At 54.9% G+C, this 16,019-nt stretch carries 14 protein-coding genes; 6 read left to right on the forward strand and 8 right to left on the reverse strand.

What is annotated here, in order from left to right:
- The first annotated feature begins 452 nt into the window (after positions 1 to 452).
- On the forward strand, positions 453 to 1,157 hold the full coding sequence (locus NNN71_RS18590) for a FadR/GntR family transcriptional regulator (protein WP_167574673.1): 705 nt from the start codon (positions 453 to 455) through the stop codon (positions 1,155 to 1,157).
- A 10-nt stretch (positions 1,158 to 1,167) separates the two neighbouring features.
- On the forward strand, positions 1,168 to 2,556 hold the full coding sequence (gene mdtD, locus NNN71_RS18595) for a multidrug transporter subunit MdtD (protein ID WP_271459087.1): 1,389 nt from the start codon (positions 1,168 to 1,170) through the stop codon (positions 2,554 to 2,556).
- 2 nt (positions 2,557 to 2,558) lie between these two features.
- Here the strand turns inward: mdtD and rbsR are convergent, their stop codons facing one another.
- From rbsR to kup, 7 genes are all read right to left on the reverse strand, one after another.
- On the reverse strand, positions 2,559 to 3,551 hold the full coding sequence (gene rbsR / locus NNN71_RS18600; RefSeq protein ID WP_163449491.1) for a ribose operon transcriptional repressor RbsR: 993 nt from the start codon (positions 3,549 to 3,551) through the stop codon (positions 2,559 to 2,561).
- A gap of 3 nt (positions 3,552 to 3,554) precedes the next feature.
- Positions 3,555 to 4,484, reverse strand: a complete 930-nt coding sequence (gene rbsK / locus NNN71_RS18605; protein WP_271459088.1) for a ribokinase — start codon at positions 4,482 to 4,484, stop codon at positions 3,555 to 3,557.
- Positions 4,485 to 4,594: 110 nt separating this feature from the next.
- Positions 4,595 to 5,485: a ribose ABC transporter substrate-binding protein RbsB gene (gene rbsB, locus NNN71_RS18610; protein WP_106930081.1), complete on the reverse strand. Its 891-nt coding sequence runs from the start codon at positions 5,483 to 5,485 to the stop codon at positions 4,595 to 4,597.
- Between the two features lie 27 nt (positions 5,486 to 5,512).
- Positions 5,513 to 6,478: a ribose ABC transporter permease gene (rbsC, locus tag NNN71_RS18615; RefSeq protein ID WP_065357329.1), complete on the reverse strand. Its 966-nt coding sequence runs from the start codon at positions 6,476 to 6,478 to the stop codon at positions 5,513 to 5,515.
- 5 nt (positions 6,479 to 6,483) lie between these two features.
- Positions 6,484 to 7,989, reverse strand: a complete 1,506-nt coding sequence (gene rbsA, locus NNN71_RS18620) for a ribose ABC transporter ATP-binding protein RbsA (protein ID WP_163449489.1) — start codon at positions 7,987 to 7,989, stop codon at positions 6,484 to 6,486.
- Between the two features lie 7 nt (positions 7,990 to 7,996).
- Entirely contained in the window at positions 7,997 to 8,416 is a 420-nt protein-coding gene (rbsD, locus tag NNN71_RS18625; RefSeq protein ID WP_163449488.1) for a D-ribose pyranase, read from the reverse strand.
- 174 nt (positions 8,417 to 8,590) lie between these two features.
- Positions 8,591 to 10,459, reverse strand: coding sequence for a low affinity potassium transporter Kup (gene kup, locus NNN71_RS18630; protein WP_163449487.1), 1,869 nt, complete (start codon positions 10,457 to 10,459; stop codon positions 8,591 to 8,593).
- Positions 10,460 to 10,678: 219 nt separating this feature from the next.
- On the opposite strand from kup, the gene ravA reads away from it, so the two are divergent.
- Together ravA and viaA are read left to right on the forward strand one after the other, a co-directional pair.
- Positions 10,679 to 12,175 (forward strand): ATPase RavA, encoded by a 1,497-nt coding sequence (gene ravA, locus NNN71_RS18635; protein WP_064540571.1) that lies wholly within the window; start codon positions 10,679 to 10,681, stop codon positions 12,173 to 12,175.
- Positions 12,175 to 13,626 (forward strand): ATPase RavA stimulator ViaA, encoded by a 1,452-nt coding sequence (gene viaA / locus NNN71_RS18640; protein WP_163449486.1) that lies wholly within the window; start codon positions 12,175 to 12,177, stop codon positions 13,624 to 13,626. The genes ravA and viaA overlap by 1 nt, the downstream gene beginning before the upstream one ends.
- Positions 13,627 to 13,632: 6 nt before the next feature.
- On the opposite strand, the gene asnA is transcribed toward viaA, so the two are convergent.
- Complete coding sequence (asnA, locus tag NNN71_RS18645; RefSeq protein ID WP_271459089.1) at positions 13,633 to 14,625, reverse strand: aspartate--ammonia ligase; 993 nt, start codon at positions 14,623 to 14,625, stop codon at positions 13,633 to 13,635.
- 151 nt (positions 14,626 to 14,776) lie between these two features.
- Between asnA and asnC the strand changes: the two genes are divergently transcribed.
- Together asnC and mioC are read left to right on the forward strand one after the other, a co-directional pair.
- A complete protein-coding gene (asnC, locus tag NNN71_RS18650) occupies positions 14,777 to 15,235 on the forward strand; it encodes a transcriptional regulator AsnC (protein WP_035893632.1) in 459 nt (152 codons plus the stop codon).
- Positions 15,236 to 15,323: 88 nt separating this feature from the next.
- Positions 15,324 to 15,773, forward strand: coding sequence for an FMN-binding protein MioC (gene mioC / locus NNN71_RS18655; protein WP_271459090.1), 450 nt, complete (start codon positions 15,324 to 15,326; stop codon positions 15,771 to 15,773).
- The last annotated feature ends 246 nt before the right edge of the window (positions 15,774 to 16,019 follow it).

Below are 16,019 nucleotides of genomic sequence, written 5' to 3' on the forward strand. Positions count from 1 at the left end.
TTCGTAATGAATTACGTGTTCACTCAGAGACTTGGTATTCATTTTTCGTCTTGCGACGTTAAGAATCCGTATCTTCGAGTGCCCACACAGATTGTCTGATAAATTGTTAAAGAGCAGTTGCGACGCGGCTTACAGCTCACCGTCGCGAGGTGGCGTATATTACGCTTTCCTCTTTCAGAGTCAAGCGTTTAATTTCGCTTTTCTCTGTCGAGATTCTCAGGAGAATCTCGCTGACCCGGCGGCTTGTTTGCCGTTGTTCCGTGTCAGTGGGAGCGCATTATAGGGAGTTTATTCTGCCTGACAAGGGGAAATTTGAATTATTTTATCGCTCGCTATTTTTTTCATCAAATTGCTTATGAATACGCCGTAAAATGCCCAAACTGCTGTTTTTAACACCGATTCAGCACGTCAAATGGCATACTAAAGAAAGATAAATAATAGGAATGGCATTTATGTCTCTAAGCGCACAGCAACTAGCCGCTCAAAAGAACATCTCCTGGGTCCTGGCTGAGAAAATAGCCCAGAAGATATTAACCGGTGAGTATCCCCCGGAAAGCATCCTCCCCGGCGAGATGGAGCTGGGTGAAATTTTCGGCGTGAGCCGAACCGCCGTTCGCGAAGCGGTAAAAACGCTGTCAGCGAAAGGGATGCTGCTTCCTCGCCCGCGTATTGGTACCCGTGTGATGCCTCAGGCCCACTGGAACTTCCTCGATACCGAGCTGATCTCCTGGTGGCTAACGACAGATAACTTCCAGGCCGTCATGAAACACTTCCTGGTGTTGCGTCGCAGTCTGGAACCGCAGGCCTGCATGCTGGCCGCTACGCTCGGCACCGCCGAGCAAAAAGCCCAGCTCAATACCTTAATGGAAGAGATGGCGACGCTGGAGAAAACATTCGACCGCGAGCGTTGGATCGATATCGACACCTCCTGGCATGAACACATCTATGAAATGAGTGCTAACCCGTTTCTGACATCATTCGCCAAACTGTTCCACTCGGTGTACCACATCTATTTCACCTCGATTACCGAAGATGAGGTGATTGAACTGGCGAGCCACCAGGCCATTGTTGATGCGATACAGGAAGGTGATGGCCCACGGGCATACCAGGCCTGCCAGGCTTTATTAAACGCGCCACATATTCTGGCCGCAGTATAAAGGACAGCGAATGACTGAGAAGAAAGCGCGGAGTATGGCCGGGCTACCGTGGATAGCCGCGATGGCCTTCTTTATGCAGGCGCTAGACGCCACCATTCTGAATACAGCGCTGCCCGCTATCGCGCACAGCCTCAACCGGTCGCCGCTGGCGATGCAATCGGCCATTATCAGCTACACCCTTACTGTGGCCATGCTGATCCCGGTAAGCGGCTGGCTTGCTGACCGCTTCGGTACCCGACGCATCTTTATGCTGGCGGTCAGACTGTTTACCCTTGGGTCATTGGCGTGCGCGCTTTCGACTTCGCTCGGCGAACTGGTGATCTTCCGTATTATTCAGGGGATTGGCGGCGCCATGATGATGCCCGTCGCCCGTCTGGCGCTGCTGCGCGCCTACCCGCGTAGCGAACTGCTACCGGTGCTTAATTTTGTCACCATGCCGGGGCTGATAGGACCTATTCTGGGCCCGGTGCTGGGTGGCGTTTTTGTCACCTGGGCTACCTGGCACTGGATTTTCCTCATCAACATACCGATCGGCGTTATTGGCATGCTGTACGCACGAAAATACATGCCGAACTTCACGACGCCGCGGCGACGCTTCGATCTGTCAGGATTCCTGCTGTTTGGGTTAAGCCTGGTGCTGTTCTCCATCGGCATGGAGCTGCTCGGCGAGCAGATTGTGTCAGGTTGGGTCGCTCTGATGGTGGTGCTGTTCAGTATTATTTTGCTGCTGGCCTATATCCGCCACGCACGCAAGCATCCAACACCGCTGATCTCTCTGGGCTTATTCAGAACGCGGACATTCTCAGTCGGTATTGCCGGTAACCTGGCGACACGCCTGGGCACCGGCTGCGTGCCGTTCCTGATGCCGCTAATGCTGCAGGTTGGCTTTGGCTATCCGGCGCTGATTGCGGGCATCATGATGGCGCCCACGGCAATCGGCTCTATCGTGGCAAAATCAACCGTCACCCAGGTGCTACGCCGGTTGGGCTATCGGAAAACGCTGGTCGGCGTCACGCTGTTTATCGGCTTAATGATCGCGCAGTTCTCATTACAATCGCCGTCAATGCCGGTGTGGATGCTGATTCTGCCGCTGTTCGTGTTGGGGATGGCCATGTCGACGCAGTTCACTTCGATGAACACCATTACGCTTGCCGATCTCTCCGACGATAACGCCAGCGGAGGTAACAGCCTGCTAGCCGTCACACAGCAATTGTCGATTAGCCTTGGGGTGGCCATCAGCGCCGCGGTGCTGCGCTCATATCAAAGTATTGTCGGCTCGACGATTGAGCAGTTCCACTACACCTTTATCACCATGGGGGTGATAACGGCAGTGTCAGCGCTGATGTTTATGCTGCTGCGGCCGAAAGATGGCCGCAACCTGATAAAAGAAAAACACTAACCTCAGACGGACCCACGCACCACCAGCTCGGGCGTCAGCTGCATACGCTGCTGTTTTTGCCCGGGCTGCGCAATACGGTGAATCAACACATCAATCGCCAGCTCGCCCAGTTCATCTTTTGGTTGGTGAATGGTCGTGAGCGGCGGCGTCATATAGCGAGCCAGTTCGATATCATCATAGCCAATCACCGCCATATCCTGCGGAATACGTAGCCCGGCCTGATACAACGCCTGATAAACCCCTACCGCCATCGCATCGTTACCAACGAAAACGGCATCCGGACGTTCAGGATGCGCCAGCAGTTTCTGCATGGCATCTAATCCGCCGCCAAACTCAAAGTTGCTGGTAATTTCATAGCCGTCCGGAATCGGCAACTGCGCATTATGCATGGCTTCCCGATAGCCCTCGAGACGCAGCCGCGCCGGGGTTTTATCCAGCGGACCGGAAATACAGGCAATGCGCGTATAGCCACGCTCGATCAGATAGCGAGTCGCCATATCGCCGCCCAACAGCGAGTTATCCTGAATCAGGTCGCTGTCGCCATCGAATGGCGCCCAGTCCATCATCACAGAGGGAATAGACGGATAGCGCTGCATAATTTCCAGCGACGGCTGGTGCGTTTCGGTGCACAGCAGTAGCAGCCCGTCGACACGCTTCTGCATCAGCGTTTCCAGGTTGCGGTTCATCCGCTGTTCGTCGCCTTCGGTATTGCATAGCACCAGACTGTAACCACGCTCGAAACAGCTGCGCTCCACGCCGCGCACCAGTTCTGAATAAAAGGGGTTGGTACTGGCGGTAATCAGCATACCGATGGTGTGAGTCTGATTCAGCTTGAGACTACGCGCCAGCGCTGACGGGGCGTAGTTCAGCGCTTTGATGGCCGCATCAACCTTCTCGGTTATTGCATCGCTGACAAACCGGTCTTTGTTGATGACATGAGATACCGTGGAGGTGGAAACGCCCGCCAGGCGAGCAACATCCTTCATCGTGGCCAAGCATTACCCCTGCTGACGTAAAAATTCGTCGATCTCTTCACGCCAGGGCACAGAGGGCTGCGCGCCTTTGCGTGTCACGGCAATAGCCGCAGCAGCGTGCGCAAAGCGCAACGCGTCGGCCAACGGCGTATTCTCCAGCAACGCAGTCATCAGCGCGCCGTTAAAGGTATCGCCCGCGGCGATGGTGTCGATAGCCTGCACTTTAAAGCCCGGTACGCGACGCCCTTCGCCCTTAACGCTGGCCCATACGCCACGGCTGCCAAGGGTAATAATCACCGTGTCGATGCCTTTCGCGTGCAGTACCTGTGCGGCTTTCGCGGCGTCGTCATCGTTTTCCACCCGAACACCGGTCAGCTTCTCAGCCTCGGTCTCATTTGGGGTAATGATATCCACCAGCGACAGCAGTATATCCGGCAGCTCGCGAGCGGGGGCCGGGTTCAATACCACAGTGGTTTGATTCTGATGGGCAATCTGAGCCGCCAGCAATACGCTATCCAGCGGGGATTCAAGCTGCATCAGCAGCGCATCTGCCTCGGCAATGCGTTCACGCTGTGCCTCGACCAGCGCAGTGGACAGTGCGGCGTTAGCGCCCGCGTGAATGCCAATCACATTCTCGCCTTCGCCGTTGACGAAGATCAGCGCTACGCCGGTCGACTCACCGGCTACCGCGCTCACGGGCGCGATATCAATGCGGTCAACCTGCAACTGTTTACGGATACGCTCACCGATATCGTCATCGCCAGTGCAGGCAATAAACGCGATATCCGCGCCGCTGCGCCCGGCAGCAACCGCCTGGTTCGCGCCTTTGCCGCCAAATGCGACCTGATAATGGCTACCGGTGACGGTTTCACCTGGCGTCGGGAAAGATTCAAGATTGAGAATGTGATCGGCATTGATGCTGCCAAGGACGACGAGTTTGCCTGCGGTTTTCATTTTCAGAGTGTCCGGTAAGATGCGCCACCGGCGTACCGGTGGCGCGTGCCCTACTTTTCTTTATAGATATTGTCCCTCAGGCTGCAAGAGCCTGAATCGCATTCGCGTTATTACTGCTTAATTACCAGCTTCAGGTCAACAGGATATTTTGCCTGTACCTTTTCGCCTTTCAGCACTTTGTCGGCGGTTTCCACGCCTTTTGCACCGATCTGATCCGGCAACTGGGCAATAGTCGCCGCCAGTTTGCCGTCATTCACCGCTTTTTCGCCATCCGGCGTACCGTCGAAGCCTACGACCATGACGTCGGATTTACCGGCGGTTTGCAGCGCACGCAGCGCGCCCAGCGCCATTTCGTCGTTCTGAGCGAAGACAGCCTTCACGTCCGGATGCGCGGTCAGCAGGTTCTGCATCACGTTCAGACCTTTAGTACGGTCGAAGTCGGCAGGCTGGCTTGCCAGCACGTTGAATTTATGTGCCGCGACAGCCTGCTGGAAGCCTTCACCACGCTCGCGCGCGGCAGAAGTCCCGGCGATACCCTGCAGTTCGATGACTTTAGCGCCTTCACCGGCTTTCTTCGCAATATAGTCACCGGCGATTTTACCGCCCAGCACGTTATCAGACGCGATATGGCTCACAACCTCACCTTTAGAGGCCACGCGATCGAGGGTAATCACCGGGATTTTAGCCTGGTTTGCCATCTTGATGGCGTTACCCACCGCGTCGGAGTCCGTCGGGTTGATCAGCAGAATTTTGGTGCCACGAACCGTTAAATCCTGAACGTTAGCCAGCTCTTTCGCCGGGTTGTTCTGTGAGTCCAGAACCACCAGGTTATAGCCCAGTTTGTCCGCTTCTTTCTGCGCGCCGTCCTTCAGGGAGACAAAGAACGGGTTATTCAGGGTAGAGATAACCAGTGCAATGGTATCTTTCGCCATCGCGTTCGCACTGACGGTGGCGCTCAGCGCAACCGCGGAAACCAGGGTAGCCAGTTTTTTCATGTTCATATCTAAGATGTCCTGTAGTGTCGTTTGTTACTGCTTTTTGTTGTCCACCAGCACCGCCAGCAAAATGACGACTGCTTTAACGATCATCTGGTAATAAGAAGAAACGCCTAACAAGTTCAAACCGTTGTTCAAGAACCCAAGAATCAGCGCACCGATAAGCGTGCCGACGATACGACCCTTACCGCCTGCCAGGCTGGTACCGCCCAGTACTACCGCCGCGATAGCATCCAGCTCATAGCCGGTACCCGCAGTCGGTTGTGCCGAGGAGAGGCGCGCCACTTCAATAATACCCGCCAGCGCCGACAGTAACCCGCACAAAGAGTAGACGATAATTTTGACTTTATTGACGCTAATACCGGAAAGACGCGTTGCCGCTTCATTACCGCCCAGCGCATAGATATAACGACCCAGACGCGTGTGGTGCAGCATGTACCACGCCGCGAGGAAGACAATCGCCATGATCCACACCGGCGTTGGGATACCCAGCGGGCGGCCAATACCGAACCAGCCAAACACGTCGGCGTTGTCGGTAAAGCCGGTATTGACCGGACTACCGTTGGTGTAGACCATGGTCACACCGCGCAGCAGCAGCATCATCACCAGCGTAGCGATAAACGCCTGCACCCGCCCTTTAGCAACAATCACGCCGGTAACGGCCCCAATTGCGGCACCTAATGCGAGTGCGGCAGCAACCGCCACCAGCGCATTAACTTCGATGCCCACAATCGAGGCGGCGACCGCGCCGGTCAACGCCAGCAGGGAACCGACGGACAGGTCGATCCCCGACGTTAAAATGACCAGCGTCATCCCAACCGCCATGATCGCATTCACGGAGGTTTGCTGCAGGATGTTGAACAGGTTATTGACGGTAAAAAAGTTGGGGCTCATGGTCGAGACAATCGCTATCAGCACCAGCAGAGCTATCAGCGATTTTTGCTCCAGCAGCCATGCTTTAGTGAAATAGCGGCGACCCGCCACAGACTGGGTTGTCATCTTTTTTACTCCTGGTTCACGCGGTTAAGCTTGCCCACAGCGGCAGCCATTAATACTTCCTGGGTGGCCTGCTCGCGTGAAAACTCACCGCCGAGATGCCCTTCATGCATCACAATAATGCGATCGCTCATCCCCAATACTTCCGGCATCTCCGAGGAGACCAGAATGATGCTCAGGCCGTCGGCCTTGAACTGGTTGATCAGCTGATAAATTTCTTTCTTCGCCCCCACGTCGACGCCGCGCGTCGGCTCATCAAGGATCAGTACCTTCGGGCGAGTCATCAGGCCGCGCGCAATGGCGACTTTTTGCTGATTACCACCGGAGAGCAGACCGATCGCTTGCTCCATAGACGGCGTTTTGACGTTAAACAGACGGATAAAATCGCTCACCGCCTGCTGTTCGTCTTTATGCTTCAAACTACCGCCAGCACGGCTGAAATAGCGCAGCGCCGTCAACGACATGTTCTCTTTCACCGACATGCCCAGCACCAGGCCATCACGCTTACGGTCTTCGGAAATATAGACAATGCCGTTCGCCAGACCATCCTGCGGTGAACGCGTCACCACTTCATGGCCGTCTAGCGTCACGTAGCCGCTGGTTCGCGGCAGCGCACCGTACAGCACTTTCATTAATTCGGTGCGCCCGGCGCCCATCAGCCCCGCCACACCAAGAATTTCACCTTTGCGCAGGGTAAAGGAGACGCTGTTCACGCCTGGCCCGCACAATGCGTCCACCTTCAGGCGGATCTCACCCGGCTCTTTATCCAGATGCGGGTACTGATCTTCGAGTTTGCGGCCGACCATCATCTCAATCAGCAGATCTTCATTCAGGCTGGCGACTTCGCGTTCGGCAATAAACTGCCCGTCGCGGAAGACGGTCACGTCGTCGCAGATCTCGAAGATCTCTTTCATACGGTGGGAAATATAGACAATGCCGCGCCCCTGTGATTTCAGCTCGCGGATGACGCGGAACAGGGATTCGGTTTCCGTATCGGTCAGGGCATCGGTCGGTTCGTCCATAATGATGACCTTTGACTCAAAGCTCAGCACCTTGGCAATTTCCACCATCTGCTGATCGCCGATAGAGAGGTCACCCACCAGACGGTCGCTCTTAAAGCGCAGATTGAGTTTAGCCAGCAGGATATCGGCCTCGGCGTACATCTTCTTCCAGTCGATTTTGCCAAAGCGATTCACAAACTCACGGCCAAGGAAAATGTTCTCGGCAATCGTCAGCTGTGGAATCAGGTTCAGCTCCTGGTGGATGATGCCGATACCGGCTTCCTGCGAGGATTTTGGGCCGTTAAAGGTGGTCTCTTTACCCAGCCATAACAAAGAGCCAGCGTCGCGGGTGTAGATCCCGGTCAGCACCTTCATCATGGTGGATTTGCCCGCGCCGTTTTCGCCCACCAGCGCCATCACGCGGCCAGCGTAGACGTTCAGCGCGGCGCCAGCTAGCGCCTTCACGCCCGGGAACGATTTATCGATCCCTTTCAGTTGTAAGAGTGCGTCCATGATGGCCTCAGAAGGTGACGCCAGCACAGAGAATGATATTCGCATACGGGGAACATTCCCCGCTGCGAATCACCGCCTGACTGTCTGCGGTTTGTTGTTTGAACTGCTCATGTGAGACGTAACGAACGTCAATGCTATTTCCCTGGTGTTGCTGCAGCTGCTCAAGGTGTTTGAGCAACGTTTCGTGAAGCTGCGGATTATGGTGTTGAATTTCCGCGGCGAGAATGGCGGCCTCGACCTGCATCTCTTGCGTCACCACGCCCAACACCTGCATGAAGGTGGGAACGCCCTGGGTTAGCGCCATATCAATGCGCGCCGTGCTACGAGGGATGGGTAAACCCGCATCGCATACCACCAGCGTATCGGTATGGCCCAAACGGGAAATAACCGACGAGATTTCAGAGTTGAGTACCGTGCCTTTCTTCATTTTGTTTTCTTGCTCCACTAGCGAAACGTTTCGCTGTCATAAGTGTAGTCTGAAGAACGCGCAGAAAACCATCACCAGGTTATAGAAATGTGATCGCCATCGAAACGTTTCGCGAACAGAGAAAAGGGGATAAAAAAACGCCCTCCGTCAAAATGAGGGAGGGCGTTGATGACGTTAGATTTCGACCTGGGTGCCCAGCTCGATAACGCGGTTTGGCGGGATCTCGAACTGGTCCGGCGCGCGCAGCGCGTTACGCTGCAGCAGCAGATACAGCTTGCCGCGCAGGCGTAGATACCATGGCCGTTTGCCGACGATCAGCGACTCATGCGACATAAAGAACGACGTCTCCATCATCCGGCAGCTTAAGCCTTCCAGACCGCAGCGGTGGAACACCTCTTCCACGTTCGGGGTTTCACGCCAACCGTAGCTGGCCACCACGCGCCAGAAGGTTGGCGACAGCTGCTCAATCTGCACGCGACGCACATTATGCACGTACGGCGCATCTTCGGTACGCAGCGTCAGCAGAATGACGCGCTCATGCAGCACCTTGTTGTGCTTGAGGTTATGCAGCATGGCAAACGGAATGACGTTCAGCGCGCGCGACATATAGACCGCGGTGCCCGGCACGCGGACCGGCGGCGATTTCTCCAGCGAGGCGATCATCGCTTCCAGAGAGTTACCGTGTTCATGCATCCGGCGCAGCAGGCGGAAACGCTCGCTTTTCCAGGTGGTCATGATGGTGAGCATGATCAGCGCCAGCGTCAGCGGCAGCCAACCACCGGAGACAATCTTATCCAGGTTTGCCGAGAACAGCGGAATGTCGATGCACATAAACGCCACAAACAGCAGCGCAACCAGGAACTTATTCCAGTGCCAGTTTTTACGCGCCACCGTGGTGAACAGAATGGTCGTCAGGACCATCGTCCCGGTAACCGCAATCCCGTATGCCGCCGCCAGATTTGAGGAGTGCTCGAAGCTGACAATCACAATAACCACGGAGATATACAGCAGCCAGTTGATGAACGGGATATAGATCTGCCCCGATTCCATCTCTGAGGTATGAATAATGCGCATCGGCGACAGATACCCCAGACGCACGGCCTGGCGCGTCAGCGAGAAGACGCCGGAGATCACCGCCTGAGAGGCGATAACCGTCGCCAGGGCAGCGATAATCAGCATCGGAATCAACGCCCATTCGGGCGCCAGCAGGAAGAACGGGTTCTTAATCGCTTCCGGATGCTTGAGCAGCAACGCGCCCTGACCAAAGTAGTTCAGCACCAGTGACGGCAGCACCACCGAGAACCAGGCCAGGCGAATCGGCAGTTTCCCGAAGTGCCCCATGTCGGCATACAACGCTTCCACTCCGGTAATCGACAGCACCACCGCGCCCAATGCAATAAAGGAGACGGTTTTGTATTGCAGGAAGAAATTCACCGCCCAATAAGGGTTCAACGCCTGCAACACTTCCGGGTTAGCGATAATGCTGCGCGCGCCGAGGCCTGCCAGCAGCAGGAACCAGATGAGCATAATCGGCGCAAACAGTTTACCGACCATGCTGGTACCGTGCTTCTGAATCGCAAACAGCAGCGTCAAAACAATAATGGAGATGGGAACCACCCAGGTATCAAGCTGGGGGGCGATGATTTCCAGACCTTCTATCGCCGACATCACCGAAATCGCCGGCGTGATGACCACTTCACCATAGAAGAAGCTGCCGCCAATCAGCCCGAGAATCACCAGTACAGAAGTCATGCGCGCGGACGTATTACGCCCCGCCAGAGACATCAGCGTCAGTATCCCCCCTTCGCCGGCGTTGTCCGCCCGCATCACGAAGGTGATGTATTTGAGAGATACCGTTAACAGCAATAGCCAGAAGATTAATGACAGAAAGCCAAAAACCGCGTCACGTTCAACGCCAAAACCGAACTGGCCAGATAAACATTCACGAAGCGTATAAAGAGGGCTGGTACCAATATCGCCGTATACCACGCCAATTGCAGCGAGTGTAATCGCTGATAAAGATTGTTTATTATCAGTGCTCATAGACTAGTCTTTCGTTTATGAAACAAATGTGTGCCTAGTCCCTTGGCCCACGAAAAGCGCACAGTATGCACGATTAGCGTCAAAATCGTACCCCTTAATCACGTCATATTAACCTGCCTCAAGAAATTGCGAGGTACTATTCAGGCTATTCACCTAAAGACTTAAACGTCTATACTCAGCCAGTTAGCTGATTAAACGGCGAAAGGACGCAAGTTAATTATGGCCCAACCACATTTATTAGCAGAAAGAATTTCGCGGCTGAGCAGCGCGCTGGAGAAAGGGCTATTTGAACGTAGTCACGCTATTCGCCTCTGCCTGCTGGCAGCCCTGAGCGGCGAAAGCGTCTTTTTACTTGGTCCACCGGGGATCGCGAAAAGCCTGATTGCCCGCCGCCTGAAGTTCGCCTTCCAGCACGCCCGCGCGTTCGAATATCTGATGACCCGTTTCTCTACGCCGGAAGAGGTCTTTGGGCCGCTCTCTATTCAGGCGTTAAAAGATGAAGGCCGCTATGAGCGTCTGACTGCCGGCTATCTGCCAGAGGCTGAGATCGTCTTCCTTGATGAAATCTGGAAAGCGGGCCCGGCCATCCTGAACACCTTGCTGACCGCCATCAACGAACGTCACTTCCGTAACGGCGCCAGCGTGGAAAAGATTCCCATGCGCCTGCTGGTCACCGCCTCGAATGAATTGCCGGAAGCCGAAAGCAGTCTCGAAGCATTGTACGACCGCATGCTGATTCGCCTGTGGCTCGATAAAGTGCAGGATAAGGGCAATTTCCGCTCGATGCTGATTAGCCAGCAGGATGAAAACGACAACCCGATTCCGGCCAATCTGCAGGTTACCGACGAAGAGTACTTCCAGTGGCAGAAAGATATCGGCAACGTGAAGCTGCCGGATGCGGTGTTCGAGCTGATTTTTACCCTGCGCCAACAGCTGGATAATCTACCAAACGCGCCTTACGTTTCCGATCGTCGCTGGAAAAAGGCGATCCGTCTGCTGCAAGCCTGCGCTTTCTTCAGCGGCCGCGACACGATCGCGCCTATCGATCTGATCCTGCTAAAAGAGTGCCTGTGGCACGATGCGGAAAGCCGAAATCTTCTGCAACAACAAATAGATATTTTGATGACCGGGCATGCATGGCAGCAGCAGGCCATGCTCAACAAGCTGGGCGCCATCACCCAGCAGCGCCTGCAAATTCAGCAGCAACAAAGCGACAAAACCGCGCTGAAAGTCACCCGTCTGGGCGGCATGTTTAGCCGCAAACCGCATTATGAGCTGCCGCCGGAGATTCAAACGCCAACGGTGACCCTGCTGCTCCAGCAGCCGCTCAAGCTGCACGATATTGAGGTCATTCACATTACCTTCGAGCGCCAGGCGCTGGAAAACTGGCTGGAGAAGGGCGGCGAGATTCGCGGTAAGCTCAACGGTATCGGTTTTGCGCTGACGTTAAATATGGAAGTGGATGCCGCACAGCATCTGGTCGTGCGCGACATCAGCCTTCAGGGTACCCGTCTGTCCCTGCCGGGTTCGGGCTCCGCAGAAAGTATGCCGACCGAGATCCGCCAGCAGCTGCTCGCCTTAGATGAAGAGTGGCACCAGCAGCATAACCGCTTTAGCGAGCAGCAAAAATGTCTGTTCATTCATGACGAATGGCTGGGGCGTATCGAAGCCAGCCTTCAGGACGTGGCCGCGCAAATTAAGCAGGCGCAGAGTTAATGCTGACCATCGATACGCTCAACGTCATGCTGGCGGTCGGCGAAGAGGGGATGATCGAAGAGATGATCATCGCCCTGCTGGCATCCCCGCAGTTGGCCGTGTTCTTTGAAAAATTTCCACGCCTGAAAAGCGCCATTACCGACGATCTTCCCCGCTGGCGCGAAACCTTCAGAAACCGACTCAAAGGCGCCCCGGTGCCACACGAACTGGAAGAGGAGGTCATCTGCTATCAGCAGAGCCAGATACTCTCCACCAGCCAGTTTATCGTTCAACTGCCGCAGATTCTGGCGCTACTCACTCGCGTCCAGTCGCCTTTTGCCGCTCAGGCTCAGCAGCTGGCGGCAAATAACGCCACTTTTACCCCTGCGCTACACACCCTTTTCCTGCAACGCTGGCGCTTAAGCCTGGTGGTTCAGGTCACCTCCCTCAATCAGCAGCTGCTGGAAGAAGAGCGTGAACAGTTATTGAGCGAAGTACAGGAACGGATGACGCTAAGCGGCCAGTTGGATCCGGTGCTGGTGGAAAACGATAGCGCCGGTGGGCGACTGTGGGATATGAGCGCCGGACAACTTAAGCGCGGCGACTATCAGCTAATTGTGAAATACGGTGAGTTTCTCAGCCAGCAGCCGGAGCTGCTGCGCCTGGCCGAGCAGTTGGGCCGTTCGCGAGAGGCCAAATCAGTGCCGAAGAAAGATTCCCCCATGGAGACTTTCCGTTCGCTGGTGCGCGAGCCCTCCACCGTGCCCGAGCAGGTTGATGGCATCCAGCAAAGCGACGATATTCTGCGTTTATTGCCGCCGGAGCTGGCAACGCTTGGCATCACCGAGCTGGAATATGAGTTTTACCGGCGGCTGGTGGAGAAACAGCTGTTAACCTACCGTCTACACGGCGACGCCTGGCGCGAGAAGGTGACCGAGCGTCCAGTCGTACATCAGGACGTTGATGAACAGCCGCGCGGGCCGTTTATTGTCTGCGTGGATACGTCCGGCTCGATGGGCGGCTTCAACGAGCAGTGCGCCAAAGCGTTCTGCCTCGCGCTGATGCGCGTGGCGCTGGCGGATAACCGTCGCTGCTACATTATGCTGTTCTCCAGCGAAGTGGTGCGCTACGAGTTAACCGGGCGTCAGGGGCTGGAGCAGGCGATCCGCTTTTTAAGCCAGCGCTTTCGCGGCGGTACCGATATGGCCAGCTGCTTCCGCGCCATTATCGAGCATCTGCAAAACCCGCAGTGGCAGGATGCCGACGCGGTGGTGATTTCCGATTTTATCGCCCAGCGGCTACCGGATGAAGTGGTCAAAAAGGTGGGGGATCTTCAGCATAAACATCAGCATCGTTTTCACGCGGTGGCGATGTCCGCTCATGGCAAACCCGGGATCATGCGCATTTTCGATCATATCTGGCGCTTTGATACCGGGTTAAGAAGCCGCCTGCTGAGGCGCTGGCGGCGTTAGATTGGGTTACAGCAGAGCGGAGACGCTTTCACGTACCTGAGACGGCCATACGCCGCACTGCACCTGGCCGATATGGGGCAGTTGCAGCAACAGCATCGTCAGACGAGACTGACCAATACCGCCGCCGATAGTCTGCGGCATTTCACCACGCAGCAGCGCCTGGTGCCACTCCAGCTGTAAACGATCTTCGTCGCCGGTGATCTGCAGCTGATGTTTCAGCGCTTTCGCATCCACGCGGATCCCCATAGAAGAGAGTTCAAACGCGTCTTCCAGCACCGGGTTCCACACCAGAATATCGCCGTTCAACCCCGTCAGGCCGGAGGCGGTCTGGGTGCTCCAGTCGTCATAGTCCGGTGCACGTACATCGTGGCGCTGACCATCGGACAATTTACCGCCGATACCAATCAGGAACACCGCGCCCAGTTCTTTGGCGATGGCGCGCTCACGGCCTTTTGCATCAAGGCCCGGATAGCGACTCAGCAGCGTTTCACTGTGCACAAAGTGAATTTGTTCTGGCAGGAACGGTGTCAGCCCAAACTCTTTGCTTACAGCAGCTTCGGTTTCTTTAATGCCCGCCCAAATCGCCTTTACGGTACTTTCCAGCGTGCCGGCGTGGCGTTCGTCATCCCCCATCACACGTTCCCAGTCCCACTGGTCAACGTAAACGGAGTGAATCGGAGAGAGTCGGTCTTCATCGGGGCGAAGGGCCTTCATATGCGTGTACAGCCCTTCGCCCGCGCTGAAGTCGTGTTGTCCCAGGGTTTGACGCTTCCACTTCGCAAGGGAATGAACCACTTCGAACTGGGCATCTGGCAGTGTTTTCACTTTCACCTGAACCGCCTTCTCGCAACCAGACAGGTTGTCCTGTGTCCCATCCCCCACGCGGCTTAAGATCGGCGCCTGGACTTCTACGAGCCCTAGCTTCTCTTCCAGCTGACGGGAAAAATAGGATTTAACGAAACTGATCTGGCGTTGTTTTGCGATGTATGCGGTTTTCATTATTTTTACTCCTGCGTCCTGTTGCAATTGATTAAGCAACAAAACAGGCCCGCAATTCAATAATCAAACAACAAAAAGCCTTATCGACTTTTGATTCATTAAAAATAAAGGCTAAAATAGAGGTAATCATCAATCTTCATAAGAAAAACCTATGGAAAATTATCAGATCGACAATCTGGACCGCGGCATTCTTGAGGCCCTGATGGCCAACGCCCGTACCGCCTACGCGGAACTGGCTAAGCAGTTCGCCGTCAGCCCGGGCACCATCCACGTTCGCGTAGAGAAGATGAAACAGGCCGGGATCATTACCGGCGCGCACGTCGACGTCAGCCCCAAACAATTAGGTTATGACGTGGGCTGCTTTATCGGCATTATTCTCAAGAGCGCGAAAGACTATCCGTCGGCGCTGGCACGGCTGGAAAGCCTGGATGAAGTGACCGAGGCGTACTACACCACCGGGCACTACAGCATCTTTATTAAGGTAATGTGCAAATCGATCGACGCCCTCCAACAGGTACTTATCAACAAGATCCAAACAATTGATGAAATTCAGTCCACCGAAACGCTGATCGTCCTGCAGAACCCGATCATGCGTACCATCAAGCCGTGATCGCTTTTTTTAATCCCACATTTTTCCACAGGTAGATCCCAGCTCGCTCACAGCGTACAATGCGCCTTCTTTATAAAGGTGGGCGAGCATGGCAGACATCACTCTAATCAGCGGCAGCACGCTTGGCAGTGCTGAATATGTTGCGGAACATCTGGCGGAAAAGCTGGACGACGCTGGTTTTTCCAGCGAAATGCTGCATGGCCCGATGCTGGATGAGGTTCCTGCTGAGGGGATCTGGCTGGTGATCAGCTCTACACACGGTGCAGGCGACATTCCTGACAACCTGCTTCCTTTATATGAAACATTATGCGAGCAGAAACCGGATCTCTCCCGCGTTCGCTTCGGTGCCGTTGGTATCGGTAGCCGTGAATACGACACATTTTGCGGCGCTATCGACAAACTGGAAGCTGAACTGAAGGCTTGTGGCGCAAAACAGGTTGGCGAAACGCTGCGGATCAACGTCCTTGAACATGAGATTCCGGAAGATCCGGCTGAAATTTGGCTGGGATCATGGCATCCATTGCTCAGAGATTTGTAAAGATCGTACTTTTTTATGTGGATAACTCTGGTTAAAAGCTTGGATCAACCGGTAGTTATCCAAAGAATAACCGTTGGCTAGTTTTTGAGTTGTGTATAACCCTTCACTTTGATCCCAGCTTATACGGACCAGGATCACCGATCATTCACAGATAATGATCCGTCTTAAACGGTTGATCTTAATGCCCGGATCGTACTTATCCACAAAGGTTGGCGATCCTAATAAGAGATCACAATAGAACAGATC

The organism is Kluyvera sp. Awk 3 (assembly GCF_028069715.1).
GTDB lineage: Bacteria > Pseudomonadota > Gammaproteobacteria > Enterobacterales > Enterobacteriaceae > Kluyvera > Kluyvera georgiana_A.